Source organism: Cryobacterium zhongshanensis (assembly GCF_022760445.1).
In the GTDB taxonomy this organism is placed as follows: Bacteria; Actinomycetota; Actinomycetes; order Actinomycetales; family Microbacteriaceae; genus Cryobacterium; species Cryobacterium algoricola.
Genome location: NZ_JALGAR010000001.1, coordinates 1,455,435 through 1,474,200, shown reverse-complemented (window position 1 = coordinate 1,474,200; position 18,766 = coordinate 1,455,435). Strand labels below are relative to the sequence as shown.

17 protein-coding genes are annotated in these 18,766 nt (G+C 69.0%); 7 read left to right on the top strand and 10 right to left on the bottom strand.

Translation table 11 applies throughout. The annotated features are described in order from the left end of the window. Positions 1 to 39: 39 nt before the first annotated feature. The 4 genes from sepH (at position 40) to MQH31_RS06645 (ending at position 3,885) form a co-directional block, all read left to right on the top strand. On the top strand, positions 40 to 1,155 hold the full coding sequence (gene sepH, locus MQH31_RS06660) for a septation protein SepH (RefSeq protein ID WP_134532069.1): 1,116 nt from the start codon (positions 40 to 42) through the stop codon (positions 1,153 to 1,155). Positions 1,156 to 1,323: 168 nt separating this feature from the next. Beyond that, positions 1,324 to 1,626 (top strand): hypothetical protein, encoded by a 303-nt coding sequence (locus MQH31_RS06655; protein ID WP_243011387.1) that lies wholly within the window; start codon positions 1,324 to 1,326, stop codon positions 1,624 to 1,626. Between the two features lie 44 nt (positions 1,627 to 1,670). Then, a complete protein-coding gene (locus MQH31_RS06650; RefSeq protein WP_243011386.1) occupies positions 1,671 to 2,843 on the top strand; it encodes a winged helix DNA-binding domain-containing protein in 1,173 nt (390 codons plus the stop codon). A 58-nt stretch (positions 2,844 to 2,901) separates the two neighbouring features. After that, entirely contained in the window at positions 2,902 to 3,885 is a 984-nt protein-coding gene (locus tag MQH31_RS06645) for an FUSC family protein (RefSeq protein ID WP_241975958.1), read from the top strand. A 51-nt stretch (positions 3,886 to 3,936) separates the two neighbouring features. Here MQH31_RS06645 and MQH31_RS06640 read toward each other — a convergent pair whose 3' ends face one another. Then, positions 3,937 to 4,500 carry a YceI family protein gene (locus MQH31_RS06640; RefSeq protein WP_134532076.1) on the bottom strand — a complete coding sequence of 188 codons (564 nt, stop codon included), beginning with the start codon at positions 4,498 to 4,500 and terminating at the stop codon, positions 3,937 to 3,939. Between the two features lie 142 nt (positions 4,501 to 4,642). Here MQH31_RS06640 and MQH31_RS06635 point away from each other — a divergent pair, with 142 nt between their 5' ends. Continuing rightward, on the top strand, positions 4,643 to 5,434 hold the full coding sequence (locus tag MQH31_RS06635; protein WP_243011385.1) for an oxygenase MpaB family protein: 792 nt from the start codon (positions 4,643 to 4,645) through the stop codon (positions 5,432 to 5,434). A 39-nt stretch (positions 5,435 to 5,473) separates the two neighbouring features. Next, positions 5,474 to 6,856, top strand: a complete 1,383-nt coding sequence (locus MQH31_RS06630) for a DUF2252 domain-containing protein (protein ID WP_243011384.1) — start codon at positions 5,474 to 5,476, stop codon at positions 6,854 to 6,856. Positions 6,857 to 6,886: 30 nt separating this feature from the next. On the opposite strand, the gene MQH31_RS06625 is transcribed toward MQH31_RS06630, so the two are convergent. The 6 genes from MQH31_RS06625 to MQH31_RS06600 form a co-directional block, all read right to left on the bottom strand. Beyond that, a complete protein-coding gene (locus MQH31_RS06625; RefSeq protein ID WP_134532082.1) occupies positions 6,887 to 7,423 on the bottom strand; it encodes a hypothetical protein in 537 nt (178 codons plus the stop codon). A 120-nt stretch (positions 7,424 to 7,543) separates the two neighbouring features. After that, positions 7,544 to 8,059 (bottom strand): hypothetical protein, encoded by a 516-nt coding sequence (locus MQH31_RS06620; protein WP_243011383.1) that lies wholly within the window; start codon positions 8,057 to 8,059, stop codon positions 7,544 to 7,546. Continuing rightward, positions 8,056 to 9,882 carry a malto-oligosyltrehalose trehalohydrolase gene (gene treZ, locus MQH31_RS06615; protein WP_243011382.1) on the bottom strand — a complete coding sequence of 609 codons (1,827 nt, stop codon included), beginning with the start codon at positions 9,880 to 9,882 and terminating at the stop codon, positions 8,056 to 8,058. The genes MQH31_RS06620 and treZ overlap by 4 nt, the downstream gene beginning before the upstream one ends. Beyond that, positions 9,879 to 12,257, bottom strand: a complete 2,379-nt coding sequence (gene treY / locus MQH31_RS06610; RefSeq protein ID WP_243011381.1) for a malto-oligosyltrehalose synthase — start codon at positions 12,255 to 12,257, stop codon at positions 9,879 to 9,881. Before treY ends, treZ begins: the two co-directional genes overlap by 4 nt. After that, the gene (glgX, locus tag MQH31_RS06605) at positions 12,254 to 14,464 is read right to left on the bottom strand and encodes a glycogen debranching protein GlgX (RefSeq protein ID WP_243011380.1); all 2,211 of its coding nucleotides are present in this window, start codon (positions 14,462 to 14,464) and stop codon (positions 12,254 to 12,256) included. Before glgX ends, treY begins: the two co-directional genes overlap by 4 nt. A gap of 98 nt (positions 14,465 to 14,562) precedes the next feature. Next, positions 14,563 to 15,597: an LLM class flavin-dependent oxidoreductase gene (locus MQH31_RS06600; protein WP_243011379.1), complete on the bottom strand. Its 1,035-nt coding sequence runs from the start codon at positions 15,595 to 15,597 to the stop codon at positions 14,563 to 14,565. A 122-nt stretch (positions 15,598 to 15,719) separates the two neighbouring features. Here MQH31_RS06600 and MQH31_RS06595 point away from each other — a divergent pair, with 122 nt between their 5' ends. Next, positions 15,720 to 16,094 carry a glyoxalase superfamily protein gene (locus MQH31_RS06595; RefSeq protein WP_243011378.1) on the top strand — a complete coding sequence of 125 codons (375 nt, stop codon included), beginning with the start codon at positions 15,720 to 15,722 and terminating at the stop codon, positions 16,092 to 16,094. A 42-nt stretch (positions 16,095 to 16,136) separates the two neighbouring features. Here MQH31_RS06595 and MQH31_RS06590 read toward each other — a convergent pair whose 3' ends face one another. The 3 genes from MQH31_RS06590 to MQH31_RS06580 form a co-directional block, all read right to left on the bottom strand. After that, positions 16,137 to 16,556, bottom strand: coding sequence for a YchJ family protein (locus MQH31_RS06590; RefSeq protein ID WP_243011377.1), 420 nt, complete (start codon positions 16,554 to 16,556; stop codon positions 16,137 to 16,139). A gap of 101 nt (positions 16,557 to 16,657) precedes the next feature. After that, complete coding sequence (locus MQH31_RS06585) at positions 16,658 to 18,064, bottom strand: phosphoribosyltransferase family protein (protein WP_243011376.1); 1,407 nt, start codon at positions 18,062 to 18,064, stop codon at positions 16,658 to 16,660. Positions 18,065 to 18,237: 173 nt separating this feature from the next. Beyond that, positions 18,238 to 18,765 carry a NifU family protein gene (locus tag MQH31_RS06580; RefSeq protein ID WP_243011375.1) on the bottom strand — a complete coding sequence of 176 codons (528 nt, stop codon included), beginning with the start codon at positions 18,763 to 18,765 and terminating at the stop codon, positions 18,238 to 18,240. Position 18,766 lies beyond the last annotated feature (1 nt).

Genomic DNA, 18,766 nt, shown 5'->3' with positions numbered 1-18,766 from the left:
CAGTGTTGGCGGATCAGTGATCGCGAGAGGGCTTTCGCCATGCAGGATTTGAAGGTAATCGGAGTAGAGAACGGCGCGCTGCTTGCAGCGAGCGAGGATGGTGACCGTTTTCGGATCCCCATCGACGAGGTTCTCCAGTCCCGGCTTCGCCAGAGCCAGATAGAACACACCCCGAAGACGAAGCTGTCCCCGAGGGACGTGCAGGCGCACATCCGCGCCGGAATGTCGGCAGAGGACGTCGCCGCCGTGACGGGTGCCCCGATCGACTTCGTGCGCCGTTTCGAGGGCCCCGTGGTCGCCGAACGCGAGTACATCGTCTCGTGCGCCCTCGGCGTGCCCGTCCACACCGCGATCGAGCCGGATCCCGGAGAGGGCCCCGCGACGTTCGGCGGAGTGATCCGCGAGCGCCTCGCGTCCCTGGGAGCGACGGACGAGCGTTGGGCGAGCTGGAAGGAACCCGGCGCAGGCTGGATCGTCAAGCTCGCCTTCACCGCCGACGATATCGACCACGATGCCCGCTGGTCCTTCGAACCGAAGAAGAACGCCCTGTCCCCGCTGGGCAACGAGGCCATCGCCCTCTCCCAGCAGGGCGAGCTCAAGGGCGCCCTCATCCCCCGTCTCCGTGCGGTCGGTGCGGAGACGAGCCCTGCAGACGTGTCCCGCTTCGACAGCGGCGCGTTCACGTTCAAGGAATCACTCGCGGACGAGCTCATGAACGACACCGCGCCCCAACTGGACCCGATCCCCTATTCCCGATCCGCCGGAACGACGGACGCCGTGTCTAAGGCCGCGATCAAGCGCGCCGCGGAACCGCCCAAGAGCCTGAGCGAGACCGCCGACCTGCTCGAGTCACTGCGTCGCCGCCGCGGTGAGCGTGAAGCCGCCGTACTCGGTTCCGGTGCGCTCACCCCGGAACCGCGGAGCGAAACGCCGGCACCGAGCGGCCCGCGACTCATCGACGACCCGGCGCAGGCATCCGTCGCCGACACCCCGGTCGAGGCGCCGCGCACCGACCCGACCCGCAATGCCTGGGCCTCCCAGGCCGCGACCGGGCAGCCGCGGAACACCGGCAACCTCGGCAAGCGCGGACGTGCATCGATGCCGAGCTGGGACGAGATTGTCTTCGGTGCCCGCACCGACGACGACCTCGCCTGAGCGCTCACTCCCTCCGGACTTTCCCCAGCCGAATTCTCCCCTGCCGTCCACGCCGCACGCATAAGTGGCCGACCCTCAACCTTGCCTCGCCATAGTGGCTGGTATTCGGCACGCCGCGTTGTTATAGTTTTATCGAACATACGTTCGATGCGACAGGCGAGGTGGTCAGTGGTCCCGATCGACGCGCAGCACCCTGAACCCGTCAGGGTCACGACGGACAACGCGGGAGAGCCCCGCCGCATCGTCTGGCGCGCGCGACGATTCCAGGTGACGGATACGCCGACGGCTCTCGTCGGTACCGCCGACTGGTGGCGCCCCTTCGACCCATACACCTTCGGTGTGGGCCATCCGCCGCTCTGCATCGCCGGCTGGCGGTTCCAGGCGACGTCGGACGACGGCGAAACGCACGTCTTCGACGTGCGGCACGCTGCGGAGGACGACGACTGGGTGCTGCTGCGCACGTTCGACTGACCGGCCGATTCGAGAGTGTCCGCGCTCAGCGTCATACTGGCCGCATGTCCACGCGCGCCTCCCGCTCCGATGTCCTGCGCCTCCGCCTGCTGAGCCACGGGCTCTCCGCGACCGCGACGGCGACCGCTGGCCTCGGCGGTCCGCTCGCCGTGGTCGAGCGGATGCTCGCGGTCCAGGCCCAGGATCTCCCCGCGGCCAGCTGGGCGATCGGGGTGCGCTCCCCCGGAACCGTCGCCGCCGACGTCACGGCCGCACTCGATGCCGGCTCGATCGTGCGCTCGTATCCGATGCGCGGGACCCTGCACCTGGTCCCGGCGACCGACGTCCGGTGGCTGCTCGACCTCACCGCAGAGAGGGTGCTCTCCTCGCTGGAGACCCGGCAGAGGCAACTCGGGCTCGACGCCACCATCGTGGCCTCGGCCGCTGTGGCCGCCACCGACCTCCTCTCCGGCGGCAGGCACCTCAGCCGCACCCCCTTCCTGGCCGGGCTGCGGTCCGCGGGGATCGACCCGGACGGCCAGCGCGGCTACCACCTGATCGTCTCCCTCGCGCTCGCGGGGCTCGTGGCGTGGGGGCCCAACCAGGACGGCCAGCCGGCCCTCGCCCTGCTCGACGAGTGGGCACCCGTGCAGCGCCGCCTGGATCGCGCTGAGGGACTCGCCGAATTCCTGGTGCGCTACCTCGACGGCCACGGCCCGGCCACCCTGCGCGACTTCGTCGCGTGGACCCAGCTCACCGTCTCCGACGCCCGGGTCGCTCTCGCGGAAGCCGGCGACCGGCTGGAGGAGCTCGAGGTGGACGGGGAGTCCCTGCTCCTGCCCGTTGCGACGGAACGCGGGGTCCTCGGATCGAGGCCGGCGCAGCGCTCTCCCGTACTCGCACTGCCCGGCTTCGATGAGTACCTGCTCGGCTACCGCGACCGGTCGTACGTCGTGGCGAACGAGGACTTCCCGCGGGTCGTGCCCGGTCTCAACGGGATCTTCCTGCCGCTCATCGTCGCGGACGGCCGCGTGATCGGGACCTGGCGGAAGCAGACGACACGCACCAGGTCAGCGGGACCGACCGTCGCGGTCGAGGCGGCGCCGTTCAGTACCCTCAGCGCGCGGCGATCCACGGGCTTCGCCAGGGCGATCCGCGACTATTCCCGCTTCACCGGGATTCCCACCACGGTCACGCCCCCGGTTGCTCCCCCCGGCGGAGCGGGCACGATATCCTGAACGGGTGAGAATATCGGCCCGCGTTCGATCCTCGAGCCGGATTCCGTTGCTCCAGGCTGTGAAGACCTCACTCGCCGTCATGCTCGGCTGGGTGCTGTCGCAAGGCCTCCTGCACACAGAGCTCCCGATCTTCGCCGCGATCGCAGCCCTCCTCGTCGTGCAGCCGAACATCAACCAGACCCTCGGCCGGGCGATCGAGCGCAGCCTCGGCGTCGTCGGTGGGGTGCTCGTCGCCTATGGCGTCGGCGTCGCGTTCGGCAAGTCGAGCTGGATCGTCCTGCTCGCGATCGTGTTCTGCATCCTGCTCGCCTGGGCGCTCCGACTGGCCCCGAGCTCGGCGAGCCAGATCCCGATCAGCGCCATGATGGTGCTCTCCATCGGGGCCACGACCCCGGAATACGCCAGGGACCGCATCATCGAGACAATGATCGGCGCCGCGGCCGCCCTGTTCGTGAACGCGCTCATCGTGCCGCCGGTGTTGCTCGCGCCCGCACACGACACGGTCATCCGCCTCGCGCGTGAAGTCGCGGACACTCTCGACCGTATCGTCGACGCCTTGCGCTTCCCGCAGACGCAGACCCAGATCGAGGAAATGATGATCAAGGCGCGGCTCTTGCGGCCGATGCTGAACAAGGCGGAAAAGGCGCTCAAATCCGCGGAGGAGAGCCTGACCCTGAATCCACGCCACACCACGAATCGACGCCTGCTCGACGTGGACGAGGAGTTCTACAACCGGCTGACCTCTCTCGTGACCCGGACGATCGGCATGACCAGGTCGCTCAGGGACCACTACGACCATTCGCTGCACCTCGAGCCGACCGTGCTCGCGATCACCGTCGAGCTCAGCCGCTCGGCGCACGACCTGCGACTGCTCGCCGCGGAGGCCGACTATCCCGATCGGGATCACCTGCCGGTCGCGGTCGAACCGCCCGCCCTCACCGAGCCGCTCCTGATCATGACGCCGCATCCGCAGCACTGGATCCTGATCGGTTCGCTCATGGAGGACCTGCGCAGGGTACGCGAGGAGATCAAGGGCGAATAGCCGAAAAAAGGGGCCCCACCGAAGTGGGACCCCTTTCACGAACCGGGAAGACTACGCCTGGTTGAGGACGGCCTGCAGTTCGATGGTGATGGTGACCTTGTCGCCGAGGAGGAAGCCGCCGGTCTCAAGTGCCGCGTTGTAGTTGAGGCCGAAGTCGGCGCGGGTGATCTCGGCCTTGGCCGTTGCACCGGCCTTGTAGTTGCCGTACGGGTCGGTGCCGAAGCCGCCGAACTCGAAGTCGAAGGTGACGGGCTTGGTGACGCCCTTGATCGTGAGGTTGCCGTCGACGAGGAACTCGCCCTTGACTTCACGGACACCGGTGGAGACGAAGTCGATCGTCGGGTAGGTCTCGGCCTCGAAGAAGTCGCCGGTACGGAGGTGACCGTCGCGGTTGGCCTCGTTGGTGTTGATCGAAGCGACGTCTGCCGAGGCGGTGACGACGGAGTCGAGGGGGTTCTCGCCGGTGACGAAAGTCGCCGCGAAGCTGTCGAACGTGCCCTTGACCTTGCTGATCATGATGTGGCGGATGCTGAAGCCGACCTCGGAGTGGGTCGGGTCGATGGTCCAGGTTCCGGCCTTGTAGCCCGGGATGGTCGTCGCGGTGGTTTCGGTCATGATGCTCCTCAAGTCTGCGTGACGGATGGATCGCCGCCCTCGGATACATGCAAGCGCATAGAGAGCGGGTTTATTCCGAATCGGAGAGAATCTCCCGAAATACTTTGTCCGGACTACACTCGGCGAGCACAGGGAGGCCGACATGCCACAGCTTCGGGACATCGCGGGCGAAGCCGTCATGCTGCTCGCGGGCGGCCGCTCCATCCTGCTCCAGCTCGCGGATCCGGCGATCGGGCACGGTGTCGCCCACCACAGCGATTTCGAGAACCGGCCCCTCGACCGGCTGGCCGGCACCCTGAGCTACGCATACGCCGTGACCTGCGGCACTCCCGATCAGGCAAGGACCGCGGTCCGGAGGGTGAACCGCGCCCACGTTCCCGTCGTCGGTGCTGCGGCGGGCGGAGCGCCCGCGTACAACGCCTTCACGCCCGAACTGCAACTCTGGGTCGCTGCGACGCTCTACGACTCGGCGATCGGCATGTACGAGCGGGTGTTCGGAGCGTTCGACGACACCACCGCCGAGTCCCTGTACCGGGAGTACGCGGTGCTCGGCACGGCGCTGCAAGTCCCTGAGGCGCTCTGGCCGCGGGATCGGGCGGCTTTCGCCGTGTACTGGCAGCAGCGGCTCGAGGGGCTGCGCACCGACGAGACCACGCGCGCGGTCGCCAGGCGGCTCCTGCACCCCCGCGGTGGGCCGTTCCTGCTGCGCCTGGCCATGCCCCTCGCCCGCCCGGTCACCGTGGGACTGCTGCCTCCCGCCGTGCGCGACCTGTTCGAGCTGAGCTGGTCCCTTCGACAGCAACGCCGCTTCGATCGGATGCTGCGCATCGTCGTGCGCGTCTACCCGCTGCTCCCGAGGTGGGTGCGGCACTGGCCGCGCGACCACTACCTCGGTTCCCCCGCCAGGTCGGCCGTTCCGGATCGCGTTCGCTGACCTGGCCCGCTGCGCCTGCCGGAGCGATACACTCTCGCAATGGACAGCACGACGGACACCGTTCGCCCCACGACGGCGGGGCACGAAGAGCTCGGCCGTGCCGCGCGGCTGCGGCTGCCGCGCTCGTCGCTCGCCCGATGGGAGGCTCCGGCCGATCGCGCCGATCCGGTCGACCTCCTGTTGGGCCAGGCCCAGACGCGGGACCCGGCCCTGATCCCGCTCCGGCATGCCCGGATGGGCGTTTCGCCGTTCACCTTCTTTCGGGGAACCGCGCTCGTGATGGCCAGGGACCTGGCCGCGCTGCCGGACACGGGTCTCGAAACCCAGCTCTGCGGCGACGCACACCTCTCCAACTTCGGCCTGTTCGCCAGTGAGGACCGCCGTGTCGTCTTCGACGTCAACGATTTCGACGAAACGTGGCGTGGGCCGTTCGAATGGGACGTGAAGCGTCTGGCGACCTCGTTCGTCCTCGCGGCGGCCGACGCCGGCCTGCCGGCCGAGGTCGGCAGGGCCGCCGCCCTGGAGAGCGCGCGCAGCTATCGCAGCACGATCCAGGATTATTCGAGCATGCCGATCATGCGGGTCTGGTACGACCGGATGGAGTCGAGCCACGTCGAGGCCATCATCTCCGCATCGACGGGGAAGACGGGTCGCCGCGCGGTCAGGGACAGCGTCGCCAAGGCGGAGACCCGCGACACGTGGTCCGTCGTGCGCAAGCTCACCCGCGTTGTGGACGGGCATCGGCAGTTCCTCGACCAGCCGCCCCTGCTGACCAGGATCCCGCTCGCCGGCTCGACGGCCGAGATCGTCGAATCGACCTTCTCCGCGTATCGTGAATCGCTCAACGACAGCCGCAGGCGCCTGCTCGACCGATTCCACATCATCGACTTCGCCCACAAGGTCGTCGGGGTCGGCAGCGTCGGCCTGTATTCCTGGGTCGCCCTGCTCGAGGGCATCGGGCCGGACGACGTCCTCGTGCTGCAGCTCAAGGAAGCACAGCAATCGGTGATCGAGAGGCCCACCACGGAGCCGGGCTCACCCGGTGGGCCAGCCCATGCCGGTCAGCGCGTCGTGGAGGGGCAGCGCCTGATGCAGGCATCCGGAGACGTGTTCCTCGGCTGGGCGACGACCCCGCTCGGCGGGCAATACTACGCGCGTCAGCTGCGGGACATGAAATGGTCGCCCGATCCTGCCACCTTCGCCGCGCCAGGGCTCCTCGCATACGCCCGGCTGACCGGTACGACGCTTGCGCGCGCCCACGCCCGCTCCGGCGACCCCGTGCCCATCGCCACCTACCTGGGCCTGAGCGGTAAGGCCGACCGGGGCTTCGCCGATTTCGCGGTCGCATACGCCCAGCAGGCGACGAACGACTATGCCGGCTTCGTCGGCGCGATCAGGTCAGGGCGCCTCGTCAGCGCCTAGAAGGAACCGACGCCGGGGAGAAACAGTCGCCTAGAAGAAACCGTCCGGCGTTCCCGCTGCCTTGGTCACCTCGTCGGTGCCGATGTGTGCCGCGGTGAGCTTGGCCATCGCCACGCGAAGTCCCGATTCCATCTGGGCCGCCCAGACCTCGGTCTCCCGGCTCGAGGCGTCCGCGACGTCGGCCCGCTTGATCGCGGTCTCCTTCTCGGCGCGTTCGTTCTTGACCTGCTGGATGCTCAGGGTGATTCCGTAGTACGCCGCGACCATCGAGGCGATCGGAGTCGCGAAGACGGCGAGGGCGTTGATGCTCTCGCTCGAGACGCCGACGAGGATCATCACGACGAATGCGAGTCCGAGCATCCCGATCGCGGCCAGCACGACGAGTGCCGTGCGCGACGCTCCGCCGCCGCTGGCCGAGACGGCGGATGCCGGTCTCGGCTGCTTCTCCGGCGGGGCCGAGATCGCCCGGGACCCGGTCTCCGTGCTGACGACCGGGGTCACGGCCGTGTTGTCACCCGTGTTGTACGGTGTGGTGCGGTTGAAGTTCTCTGTCGGAAAATCAGTCATGGTGGTACTCCGTCATCCCTGTGGTTTCGGCACGTATGTGGTTTCGGCGCGTATCTGTGGGTCTGAAGCTGTGGGCATCCGCCCGGTCCGGTTCAGTCGATCCGATTCAGTCGGTCCGGTTCAGCCAGCCTGGCCGGACGTGTCCGGCGGGCCGTTCACCTCGTCCGCTGCGTCGAGGAAGACCCGTTTGTACGAGCGGCCGTCCGGCAGCTCGATGGTCTGGCTGGCCAGCTTACCCCGGCTGACCCGGAGATAGACGGCCTGCACGGTCAGACCGAGCTTTGTCGCGGCCTCGGCGACCGAGTATCCGGGGAGTTCGGTCGGCACCGAACTCGGACGAGCAGACCGCTTGCGACCGGCCTCGAGCCGGGCGGCGATCTCGGAGTCGGAGCCGCTCCACCGCCACCGGGCCGCCGGTGGTTTCAGCCCGGCCGCCTCCGAGATGGCATCCCAGCCGATCCCCGAGACGAGGGCATTCCGCACCGCGGAAAGGGTCGCCGGGTCGGCGTCGAGTGCGAGTTGCAGCCGGCGGATGCCGCGCACGCGGTCGAGCGGGTCCGCTGCGGCGTCGAGGGCCGCGAGTGCGTCGAGGGCTGCTCCGGTCTCCGCGGAGAGGAAGCCACCGTGTCTCATCACGCGGTGGTCCCTGCGAGGACGAGGACGGCGTGCGGCGCCAGCAGGACGGACCCGTCATCCTCGCGGGAGAGGAGCGCAGGCCCGTCCGTCCCGAAGTCGAGGAGCACGGCACCGGTCCCCGCGGGCAGGGTCCGGGCATCGGCTGCGAAATTCACCAGGATCTCCGTTGAACCACGGCAGAGGCGCAGCCAGGACTCGTCGGCGTCGTAGTCGACGCCGACCCGGTCGAGACGGGGATCGGTGAAATCCGGCACGGCGCGACGGAGGTCCGCGAGCCGCCGGTAGAGGCCGAGAAGCCTCGCGTGCTCCGGGAGTTCGGATTCATCCCAGTCGAGCCGCGACCTCGTGAACGTCGCCGGGTCCTGCGGGTCGGGCACGACCGCGGGGTCCCAGCCCATCCGGGCGAATTCGCCGATCCGCCCGGTTGCGGTCGCTTCGCCGAGTTCCGGTTCCGGATGCGAGGTGAAGAACTGCCACGGGGTGGTTGCGCCCCACTCCTCCCCCATGAAGAGCATCGGGGTGAACGGACCGAGCAGGGTCAGCGTCGCGGCAATGGCGAGCTGGCCGGCGTCGAGCGTGCCGGTCAGGCGGTCGCCGATGGCCCGGTTTCCGATCTGGTCATGGTTCTGGCTGCCGACGACGAGACGCCAGGCCGGCATCCGCTGCCTGTCGATGGGACGACCGTGCGTGCGGCCGCGGAAGCTCGAGAACGTGCCGTCGTGGAAGTACCCGTGCGTCAGGACCTTGGCCAGGGCGCCGAGCGGGGCGAAGTCGGCGTAGTAGCCGGTGGTCTCCCCCGTCAGGGCGACGTGAACGGCATGATGGAAGTCGTCACTCCACTGGGCGTCGAGGCCGTAGCCGCCCGCTTCCGCCGGGGTGATCAGGCGCGGATCGTTGAGGTCGGACTCGGCGATCAGGGTCAGCGGGCGACCGGTGAATGCGCTGAGCGCGGCGACCTCCCCTGCCATGTCCTCGAGCAGGTGGATGGCCCGGTCGTCACGGAGGGCGTGCACCGCGTCGAGGCGCAATCCGTCGACGTGGTAGTCGTCGAGCCACATCAGCGCGTTCCCGATGATGTGCCGCCTGACCGGGTCCGAGTCCGGGCCGTCGAGGTTCAGTGAGGACCCCCAGGTGTTCCCCGCGGACTCGCTGAGGTACGGTCCGAACTCGGGCAGGTAGTTTCCGCTCGGTCCGAGATGGTTGTAGACGACGTCCTGGATCACTCCGATGCCGGCCTGGTGGCAGGCGTCGACGAAGCGCTGGTAGGCGGCGGGTCCGCCATACCCCTCGTGCACGGCGTACCAGAGCACGCCGTCGTAGCCCCAGTTGTGGGTTCCGTTGAAGGCGTTGACCGGCAGGAGCTCGACGAAGTCGATTCCGAGGCTCACGAGGTGACCGAGGCGTGCCGCCGCGGCATCGAGGGTGCCCTCGGGCGTGAAGGTGCCGAGGTGCAGCTCATAGATCGTGCCGCCCGCGAGTTGGCGGCCGGTCCAGGCCGAGTCCTGCCACGCGTGCGCGCCGGGGTCGAACGTGCGGGACAGGGCGTGCACGCCTGCGGGCTGGCGGCGGGAGCGCGGATCGGGGAACGGGCCAGCGCCGTCGATCACGAATCCGTAGTCGCGTGGTTCGGCTCCGCCGTCGGGCAATCTCAGGCGCCACCAGCCGTCGTCTGCCCGGTCCATGGACCGGGTGACCGGTTCCCCTGCGGAGCCGGGGACGGTGCTGCGCAGGAACAGGTCGACCGCCTGCGCGTACGGCGCCCAGACCTCGAAATCCCGGTCCTCGACATCCCGGTACTCGTGAGCGGTCTCTGGTGTGTTCATCGGCCGGCCTCCCCTGTGCCGATCGGTGCTGCGGTTCCCCGGCCGTCATCCGGAACGAGGAGGGCGACCGGATAGCGGCGCAGCAGGTCACGCACGAAGAGGGTCCCTCCGGCGAACCGTTCCCCGGTCAGGACGTCGGTCACCGGGATGCCGGCGAGCACGACCGTCGTGTCCCGCCAGCCGCCGGCGGCGGCGAGACCGATCGGCAGCCGGGTGGCGACCGTGACGGCGTCGCCGCGGTCGAAGGCCAGCAGGTGTCCGGCGGCGGCGCCGAAGGCCGCAACGGGGGCGTGGCGGAAGAACCGTTCCGGGGCGTCGCGGCGCTGGCGCAGGGCGCGACTCGTGACGAGCAGCTTCGCGGCGCCGGTCTCGTCGACGGGCGGCAGCCATCCGTCGTCGAGTCGGGCGAGGATGTCCCGTCTGACGGTGTAGTCGACGGGTCGCCGGTTGTCCGGGTCGACGAGGGAGGTCTCCCAGAGCTCGCTGCCCTGGTAGACGTCCGGCGCTCCCGGCATGGTGAGCTGCACGAGCTTGGCCGAGAGGGAGTTGCTCCAGCCGGCCTGCTGCACCCGTGCGACGAAGCCCGCGAGGGCCGCCGTGACGGTCCGGTCGTCGAACGCCGCTGCGACCAGGGCCTCGAGCTTCACCTCGAAGGCGGCGTCCGGGGCGTTCCAGGTCGTTGAGGTTCCCGATTCGCGGGCCGCCTTGAGCGCATAGGCGCCGAGGCGTTCGCGACCGGCCGGCCACGACCCGACGACCGCCTGCCAGAGCAGGTTCTCGAGGGGCCCGTCGCCGAGCGAAACGTTCGCGCGGAGCGTGTCGAGGGTCGCCTCCCACTCCGCCGGGATCTCGGCGATGACGGAGATGCGGGCGCGGACGTCCTCTCCCCGTTTCGTGTCGTGCGTGGAGAGCGTCGTCATCGAGTCGGGGAAGGTCGCCGCCCTGGCCTGCTGGCGCGCGTGGAAGGTGTCCGCATCGATCGAGAACTCAGAGGGGTCTGCCCCGACCTCGTTGAGCGAGGTGAGCCTGCTGTAGCGGTAGTAGGCGGTGTCCTCGACGCCCTTGGCCATTACCATGCCGGAGGTCTGCTGGAAGCGGACCGCTGCGGGATTCGCCGGGTCGGCCAGCACGGACAGCAGCGTGCCGATCGTTCCGGCCAGGTCCGGCCTGCGGGCGGACGCGCGACGCGCGGCCTCGTCGAGCAACTCGAAGCCGAGCGGAAGATACGAACGGTACACGGGCATGGCGGTGAGCAGCTCGGCGAGGGCGTCGACCGCCTCCGGCCCGGGAACCTCCGGGATGAGCCGGGCGATCCGGCGCACTTCCGAGCCCAGGATTCCGTCGGCGATGCCGCGCTTGCGCTCGGAGACGAGCTCGGCCCAGGACTGCGGACGGCCGTGCTCCCCCGGCGCCGGGGAGTCGTCCTGCAGGCGCTTTTCGAGCGCGTCGAGGGCGGGCCGGCCCCCCGGGTCGACGAAGATCCGGTCGACGTCGGCGAGGGCGTCGTAGCCCGTCGTGCCCCGCGTCGACCAGCTCGTCGGCAGCGTCTCGTCGCCCTCGAGGATCTTCTCGACGAGCACGTAGGTTCCGTCTGTGGCGTCCCGAAGCCGGTCGAGGTAGCCGCCCGGGTCGGCGAGGCCGTCCGGGTGGTCGACCCGGATGCCCTGAACGAGACCGTCCCGCACCCAGCGCACGATCTCGCGATGCGACTCCTCGAAGACCCAGGGGACCTCCACGCGGATGCCGGCGAGGCTGTTCACGGCGAAGAACCGCCGGTAGTTGAGCTCGTGGTCTGCGCGCCGCCAGTTGACCAGGCTGTAGTGCTGCCGGGAATACACGGTCCTGGCGTCCGCACCGTCTTCGGCTGTTCCGGGACGGATCGGGAATCGGTGGTCGTAGTAGCGCAATTCGTCGCCGACGATGGCGAGCCGGTCGAGCTCGCTGCCCTCTCCCGGTGTGTCGTCGCCGAGGGCCGGCAGCAGGATCTTTCCGTCTCCGGCGGCCCAGTCCACGTCGAACGCCTCCGCGTAGCGGGAAACCTGCCCGAATCGGAGCAGGTCCCACCACCAATCGTTGCGATGCGGGTCGTCGACGCCCATGTGGTTGGGCACGATGTCCACGAGGATGCCGCGCCCGGCATCCACCACCGCGGCCGCGAGCCGGCGGAGCCCCTCCGGCCCGCCCCGAGCGGGGTCGATGGCGGCGTGGTCGACGACGTCGTAGCCGTGGTCGGAGCCGTCGGCGGAGGTGAGGAGCGGCGAGAGGTAGATCCAGTCGGCGCCGAGGCCGACGACGTAGTCGAGGATGCCCGCCGCGGCGTCGAGGTCGAATGCCGCCGTGATCTGCAGCCGGTAGGTCGAGTGCGGGATCCTCATGGCTCGACCACGTGGTCCGGGTTGAGCGCGAGCGCGGTCGGCGTTCCGGCCAGGCCGGCGAGGGAGGCGGCGACGGAATGGTCCGGCGCGACTTCGGGAGCCGTGTACGCGCGCAGCACGACCACGGACCGGGACTTGACGGTCTGGATGGCGCCGGCAGGGCGTGGGATCGCGTCGGCGCCCTCGCCGGCCGTGTCGACCACGATCTCCCACTGCGGAGCGTAGATCGCCGGGGGCAACCGGAACTCGACGTCGTCGGCATCCGTGTTGAAGCAGACCAGGAAGTTGACGTCGACGACGGGCTGGCCGCGGGAGTCGCGTTCACGGATGCCGTCACCGTTGAGGTACATGGCGACCGTGCCGGCCCGGCCCTCGTCCCAGTCCTCCGTGCGCATCTCCTCGCCGTCGCTGTTCAGCCAGACGATGTCGCTCAGGGTGTCGCCGTCGACGGCGAGGGCGTTGGGGTGCCCGTCGAAGAAGCGGCTGCGGCGGAAGGTCGGGTGGTCCTTGCGCAGCCGGGAGATCGCCGCGGTGAATTCGATGAGCGGCTGGTCCGCCGTGTCCCAGTGGATCCAGCTGAGTTCGGAGTCCTGGGCGTAGGTGTTGTTGTTGCCCTGCTGGGTGCGGCCGAGCTCGTCGCCGTGCAGGAGCATCGGCACGCCCTGGGACAGGAGCAGGGTGGTCAGGAAGTTGCGGTGCTGCCTGGCGCGCAGGGCGAGGACCTCCGCGTCGTCCGTCGGCCCCTCTGCGCCGGAATTCCAGGAGCGGTTGTGGGACTCGCCGTCGTTGTTGCCCTCGCCGTTGGCGTCGTTGTGCTTCTCGTTGTAGGAGACCAGGTCGGAGAGGGTGAAGCCGTCGTGCGCGGTGACGAAGTTGATCGAGGCCACCGGGCGCCTGCCGGAGTGCTCGTAGAGATCGGCGGAGCCCGTGATCCGCGAGGCGAACTCTCCGAGCGTCGATGGCTCACCCCGCCAGAAGTCGCGGACGGTGTCCCGGTACTTCCCGTTCCATTCCGTCCACTGGGCCGGGAAGTTCCCGACCTGATAGCCGCCGGGGCCGACATCCCACGGCTCGGCGATGAGCTTCACCTGCGAGACGATCGGATCCTGCTGGACGAGTTCGAAGAAGGTGGAGAGCTTGTCGACGTCGTAGAGGTCACGGGCGAGGGCCGAGGCGAGGTCGAACCGGAAGCCGTCGACGTGCATCTCGATGGCCCAGTACCTCAGCGAGTCCATGATGAGCTGGAGGACGTGGGGGTGACGCACGTTGAGGGTGTTCCCCGTGCCCGTGTAGTCCATGTAATACCGCTTGTCGTCGTCCATCAGTCTGTAGTAGGCCTCGTTGTCGATGCCCTTGAACGAGATCGTCGGGCCGAGGTGGTTGCCCTCCGCTGTGTGGTTGTAGACGACGTCGAGGATGACCTCGATGCCGGCGTCGTGCAGGCTGCGCACCATTCCCTTGAACTCCTGCACCTGCTGGCCGCGATCGCCCGTCGAGGAGTACGCGTTGTGCGGGGCGAAGAAGCCGATGGTGTTGTAGCCCCAGTAGTTGCGGAGCCCTTTCTCTTCGAGCGTGCCGTCGTTGACGAACTGGTGCACCGGCATCAGTTCGATGGCGGTGACTCCGAGTTTCTGCAGGTGGTCGATAACCGCCGGGTGCGCGACCCCCGCGTAGGTGCCGCGTTGGGACTCGGGCACGAGTTCCATGAGCTCGGTCAGGCCCTTCACGTGCGCCTCGTAGATGAAGGATTCGCTGTAGGGGGTGCGCGGCGGGCGGTCGCCGAGCCAGTCGAAGAACGGGTTGACGACGACGCCGAGCATCATGTGCGGGGCGGAGTCGTCGTCGTTCCGGGAATCCGGGTCGCCGAAGTTGTACGAGAACAGCGACGGGTCCCAGTCGATCGTTCCCGAAGTGGCCTTGGCGTACGGGTCGAGCAGGAGCTTGTTCTCGTTCAGGCGATGGCCCGCCTCGGGGTTGTAGTCCCCGTGCACCCGGTAACCGTACCGCTGCCCCGGCTGCACGAGCGGGAGGTAGCAGTGCCAGATGAACGCACTCGACTCGATCACCTCGACGCGGGTCTCGACGCCGTCGTCGTCGAAGAGACACAGCTCGACGCGTTGTGCCGCCTCGCTGAAGATGGCGAAGTTCGTTCCGGTTCCGTCGAACGTCGCGCCGAGTGGGTAAGCGGTGCCTGGCCAGGTTTCCAAGGGACTCCTTATGCTGTATTCCGATCGATACCGTCCTCCGAACGGGCGGGCGGCACCACTTGTACGCTACAGCGTCACGATCGTCCCTAGCTGGAAGATCAGCCCAGCGCGTCCCGCACCAGCGGAGCGACCCGGGTGCCGTACAGCTCGATGCTCGTCATGAGTCGCTCGTGACTCAGGGTGCCGATGCTGTACTTCAGGTCGAATCGGGAGAGGCCGAGACCCTGTGCCGTTGCGACGATCTTCGCGGCGACGGTTTCCGGTGATCCGACGAACAGGGCGCCGTCCGGCCCGGCATCGTGCTCGAACTGCTCGCGGCTCACGGGACCCCAGCCGCGTTCCCGCCCGATGCGCTCCTGCATGGCGGCATAGTGCGGCCACATCTCCTCGCGAGCCTGTGCATCCGTCTCGGCGACGTACCCCGGGGAGTGCTCGCCGATGGGCTGGGTCGGGCGCTTGAATTCGCCGAGGGCGCGGTGGTAGAGCTCGACGAGGGGCGCGAAGGCGAGGGGCGAGCCGCCGATGATGGCGAGCATGAGCGGGAGGCCGTAGTGGGCGGCGCGGACGACGGACTGCGGGCTGCCACCGACCCCGATCCAGGTGCGAATGGACCCGGACTCTGTCGGCGGGTACACGCTCTGGTCGGTGAGTCCCGCACGGGTCGCCCCCGCCCAGGTCACCGGTTCTTCCTTGAGCAGCTCGGAGAAGAGGTTGAGTTTCTCCTCGAAGAGCTGTTCGTAGTCGCCGAGGTCGAGACCGAAGAGCGGAAAGGATTCGGTGAAGGAACCGCGGCCGAGGATGACCTCCGCGCGGCCGTTCGACAGGCCGTCCAGGGTCGCGAAGCGCTCGAACACCCGGACCGGGTCATCGGAGCTCAACACCGTCACGGCAGAACCGAGCCGGATGCGCGTGGTCTGCCCTGCGATCGCCGCGAGCACGACCTCGGGCGCCGACACGGCGAAGTCCGTGCGGTGGTGCTCCCCGATGCCGAAGAAGTCGAGTCCGACCTGCTCGGCGAGGACGCCTTCCGCGACGACGTTCCGAAGTACCTGTGCATGGTGCAGGGGTGCGCCGTCGGCGTCCCAGGTCACGTCTCCGAAGGTGTCGAGTCCGAGTTGAATCTCCTGTGCCATGCCATGCTCCTCTGTCGTTTCCATGCAAATGTATCCATTATCCGAACCCCCGGACTCGCGCTGGTATTCCGCCCAGAGTGCATTATCGTGTCAGCATCCGTCGTCTGCCAGGAGGAGAACCCATGGACTGGAAGATCGAGCTCATCTTCATCCCCGTGACCGATGTCGACAGGGCGAAGGCGTTCTACGTCGATCAGGTCGGCTTCCACGCCGATTTCGATTCCCAGGTCAGCGACGAACTTCGTTTCGTGCAGCTGACTCCGCCCGGTTCGGCGTGCTCGATCGCGTTCGGGACCGGGATCACCGAGATGACGCCAGGTTCCCAGCGCGGCGTGCAGGTCGTGGTGCCGGACGCCGACGAAGCCTGGCGGCACCTGCACGACCACGGCGTCGACGCCACCCCCGTCGATGAGCAGCCCTGGGGTCGCTTCGTCACCTTCACAGACCCGGACGGAAACGCCTGGACCCTCCAGGAGCTCCCGCCGCGCGACGCGTGATCCGTCCCGTCCTGGCCCGGCCTGGCCGGGGACGGGCTCCGGTCAACCCTCTGCGTCAAGGTAGTACCAGCGATGGGCGACGCGGGTGAAGCGGCTCACCTCGTGCTGGGCGCTCCGCACCCCGCCCTGGCGGCAGTATGCGGTGAATTCGACCAGGCCGGCCGAATCGAAGGGGCCACCGCTTTCGACACGTTCGATGTCGAGGCGGGTCCAGCGGAGGGTGTCGTCGAGTTCGAACTGCCCCGGGCGGGTACTCGGATGCCAGGTGTCGAGCAGGTAGTCGACGTCGCCGAGGACGAAGGCGGAGTACCGCGATCGCATCAGGCGCTCGGCCGTCGGTGCGGGGGTCACGCCGGCGTGCAACGGGCCGCAGCACTCGGAGTAGCGTTCTCCGCTCAGGCAGGGGCACCGTTCCGGTCGTTGCGCCGCCGGATCGGCGCGGGGGTCACGGGGATTCGGCACAGCACCATTATCGCTGCTCCCGGAACGCCCGGAGGGAGAAGTCCGGGCGACGGGATCAGGGGGACGGGTCAGCGGCGGATCAGCGGCGGGTGAGTACCAGGTCAGTGCTGTACGTCCGACTCCGGTTGGGCACGCAGTTCGGTCGCGTCGTCTCCCTCGGCGACGCCGACCAGCCCGGCCGACTCACCGGCCTCGCCGGAGTCGGGCCCGGGAAGCAGGTAGGAAACGAACCAGTCACTCGCGAGGTTCGCCGCCGTGGCCAGCGCGCCGGGTTCCTCGAAGAGGTGGGTCGCACCCTCGATGACGGCGAGCCGGTTGCGGCACCGCATCCGGGTCCTGGCCCGGCGATTGAGGTCGAGCACTCCCGGGTCGGCACCGCCGACGATCAGGAGCGTCGGGGCCGTGACCTCCGGTAGCCGGTCTCCGGCGAGGTCGGGGCGGCCGCCGCGACTCACGATGGCCGCGAGGCGGTCGTCGGCGTCGGCCGCGGCCCAGAGCGCCGCACCCGCACCGGTGCTCGCCCCGAAATAGCCGATCCGGCATGACCGGGTGTCCGGCCGTTCGAGGAGCCACTCGGTGGCCGCCGCCAGTCTCCCGGCGAGGAGCCCGACGTCGAAGACGTTGGCCCGGTCCGATTCCTCCCCGGGCGTGAGCAGGTCGAGGAGGAGGGTGCCGAGGCCCGCGCGATGCAGCACGTCGGCGACGAACTGGTTGCGGGGGCTGTGCCGGCTGCTGCCGCTTCCGTGGGCGAACACGACGACCGCGGGGGCATTCTCCGGGAGGTACAGGTGTCCCTCGAGGACGACGCTGCCGACCGGGATCTCGACGTCCCGGTCCAGGCCCGACCCACCGGCGTGGCGACCGGTACGGATCCGCCGTGCCGCGGCATCCAGCAGGGCGGTCACTTCGTCGTCGGTCGTGGCCGCGAAGTCGATGAAGTGGTTGCCGACGGCCACGAGCCGCCGCGGGACATGGACGCAGACGAGTTCGTCGAAGCCGGTGAGGTCGACGAGCGCTTCCGCCGAGGCCACCGGCACGGCCAGGATCACCCGGTTCGCTCCGTGCAGCCGGGCGACGTCTCCGGCCGCACGCGCCGTCGCACCCGTCGCGATGCCGTCGTCGACGATGACGACGGTGCGACCGCGCACGTCGATCCGTTCCCTGCCCGCGCGCAGTTCGGCCACGCGGGCGTCGAGAATGGCCCGTTCGCGACGTTCGACGGTCGCGAGTTCCTCGTCGCTGATGCTGGCCATCGAAAGGATGTCCGGGTTGAGTTCCCGGACGCCGCCCTCTCCGATCGCTCCCATCGCGAGCTCGGGCTGGAACGGGACCCCGAGCTTGCGCACCAGGATCACGTCGAGCGGTGCGCCGAGTACCCTGGCGACCTCTGCGGCGACGGGCACCCCTCCCCTCGGCAGTCCGAGAACGATCGTGTCGGCACCCCGCAGGTACTCGAGCCGCTCGGCCAGCTGCCGGCCGGCATCCACCCGATCACTGAACAGGACCATGCCCCCACCTCCTCGACTGCAGATTCGTTCACCATCATGGTCCGGTGCGGCGGATCGCAACAGGGCCGATCCGGGCAGGGACCGGCCGGGCGGCGACGCATGCCGCAACGGGAATGACCTATGTGCCGGTACTGCACCGAAATAACACGGCAGAGCCTGCGGAGAATGCCTGCTTAGACCGCGACGAGTGCGCGCAAGCCCGGGTGCAGGTCACGCAGGGCGCGCTCGACGCGCGCGTGCAGGGTGAACCCGACGGCGGGGCATCCGCTACAGGAACCGGTGAGGCGCACCGTGACGACGTCGTCATGCGCCGAGACGAGCTCGACCACGCCGCCGTGGGAGCGGATGAAGTCGCCGACCCGCCCCGCGAGCACGGTCAGGGCGCATGCGGCGAGGTCGGCGTCACGCGTGCCGGGCGTTGTTGGAAGGACGGGAACCCAGCCCGCGGGATTTGCGAGGGCGGCGTGCAGGGCGCTTCTCACGAAGGCTCCCTGGGACGCCCAGCTGCCGGTCGCGGAGAGGCACGTCGTGACGGCCGCGACCTCGACAGTGAGTGCGGTGAGCACCCCGGTCTCGACCAGGCGACCGAGCTCACCCGGTGCCGACCGAACCTCGCCGGTGAACGCGAGCGTACCGGCCGGCATCACCCAGCGGAGCGCCTCGGGGCGCGAGTCAACGGCTTCCGGGTGCAGCGGGATCATG

Excerpts from the sequence above, each read along its gene's own strand:
- MQH31_RS06580 (WP_243011375.1), bottom strand. The coding sequence starts at position 18,765 with ATGATCCCGCTGCACCCGGAAGCCGTTGACTCGCGCCCCGAGGCGCTC.
- MQH31_RS06630 (WP_243011384.1), top strand. The coding sequence starts at position 5,474 with ATGGACAGCACGACGGACACCGTTCGCCCCACGACGGCGGGGCACGAA.
- sepH (WP_134532069.1), top strand. The coding sequence starts at position 40 with ATGCAGGATTTGAAGGTAATCGGAGTAGAGAACGGCGCGCTGCTTGCA.
- treZ (WP_243011382.1), bottom strand. The coding sequence starts at position 9,882 with ATGAACACACCAGAGACCGCTCACGAGTACCGGGATGTCGAGGACCGG.
- MQH31_RS06585 (WP_243011376.1), bottom strand. The coding sequence starts at position 18,064 with ATGGTCCTGTTCAGTGATCGGGTGGATGCCGGCCGGCAGCTGGCCGAG.
- MQH31_RS06650 (WP_243011386.1), top strand. The coding sequence starts at position 1,671 with ATGTCCACGCGCGCCTCCCGCTCCGATGTCCTGCGCCTCCGCCTGCTG.
- MQH31_RS06640 (WP_134532076.1), bottom strand. The coding sequence starts at position 4,500 with ATGACCGAAACCACCGCGACGACCATCCCGGGCTACAAGGCCGGAACC.
- MQH31_RS06595 (WP_243011378.1), top strand. The coding sequence starts at position 15,720 with ATGGACTGGAAGATCGAGCTCATCTTCATCCCCGTGACCGATGTCGAC.
- MQH31_RS06635 (WP_243011385.1), top strand. The coding sequence starts at position 4,643 with ATGCCACAGCTTCGGGACATCGCGGGCGAAGCCGTCATGCTGCTCGCG.
- treY (WP_243011381.1), bottom strand. The coding sequence starts at position 12,257 with ATGAGGATCCCGCACTCGACCTACCGGCTGCAGATCACGGCGGCATTC.
- MQH31_RS06625 (WP_134532082.1), bottom strand. The coding sequence starts at position 7,423 with ATGACTGATTTTCCGACAGAGAACTTCAACCGCACCACACCGTACAAC.
- MQH31_RS06600 (WP_243011379.1), bottom strand. The coding sequence starts at position 15,597 with ATGGCACAGGAGATTCAACTCGGACTCGACACCTTCGGAGACGTGACC.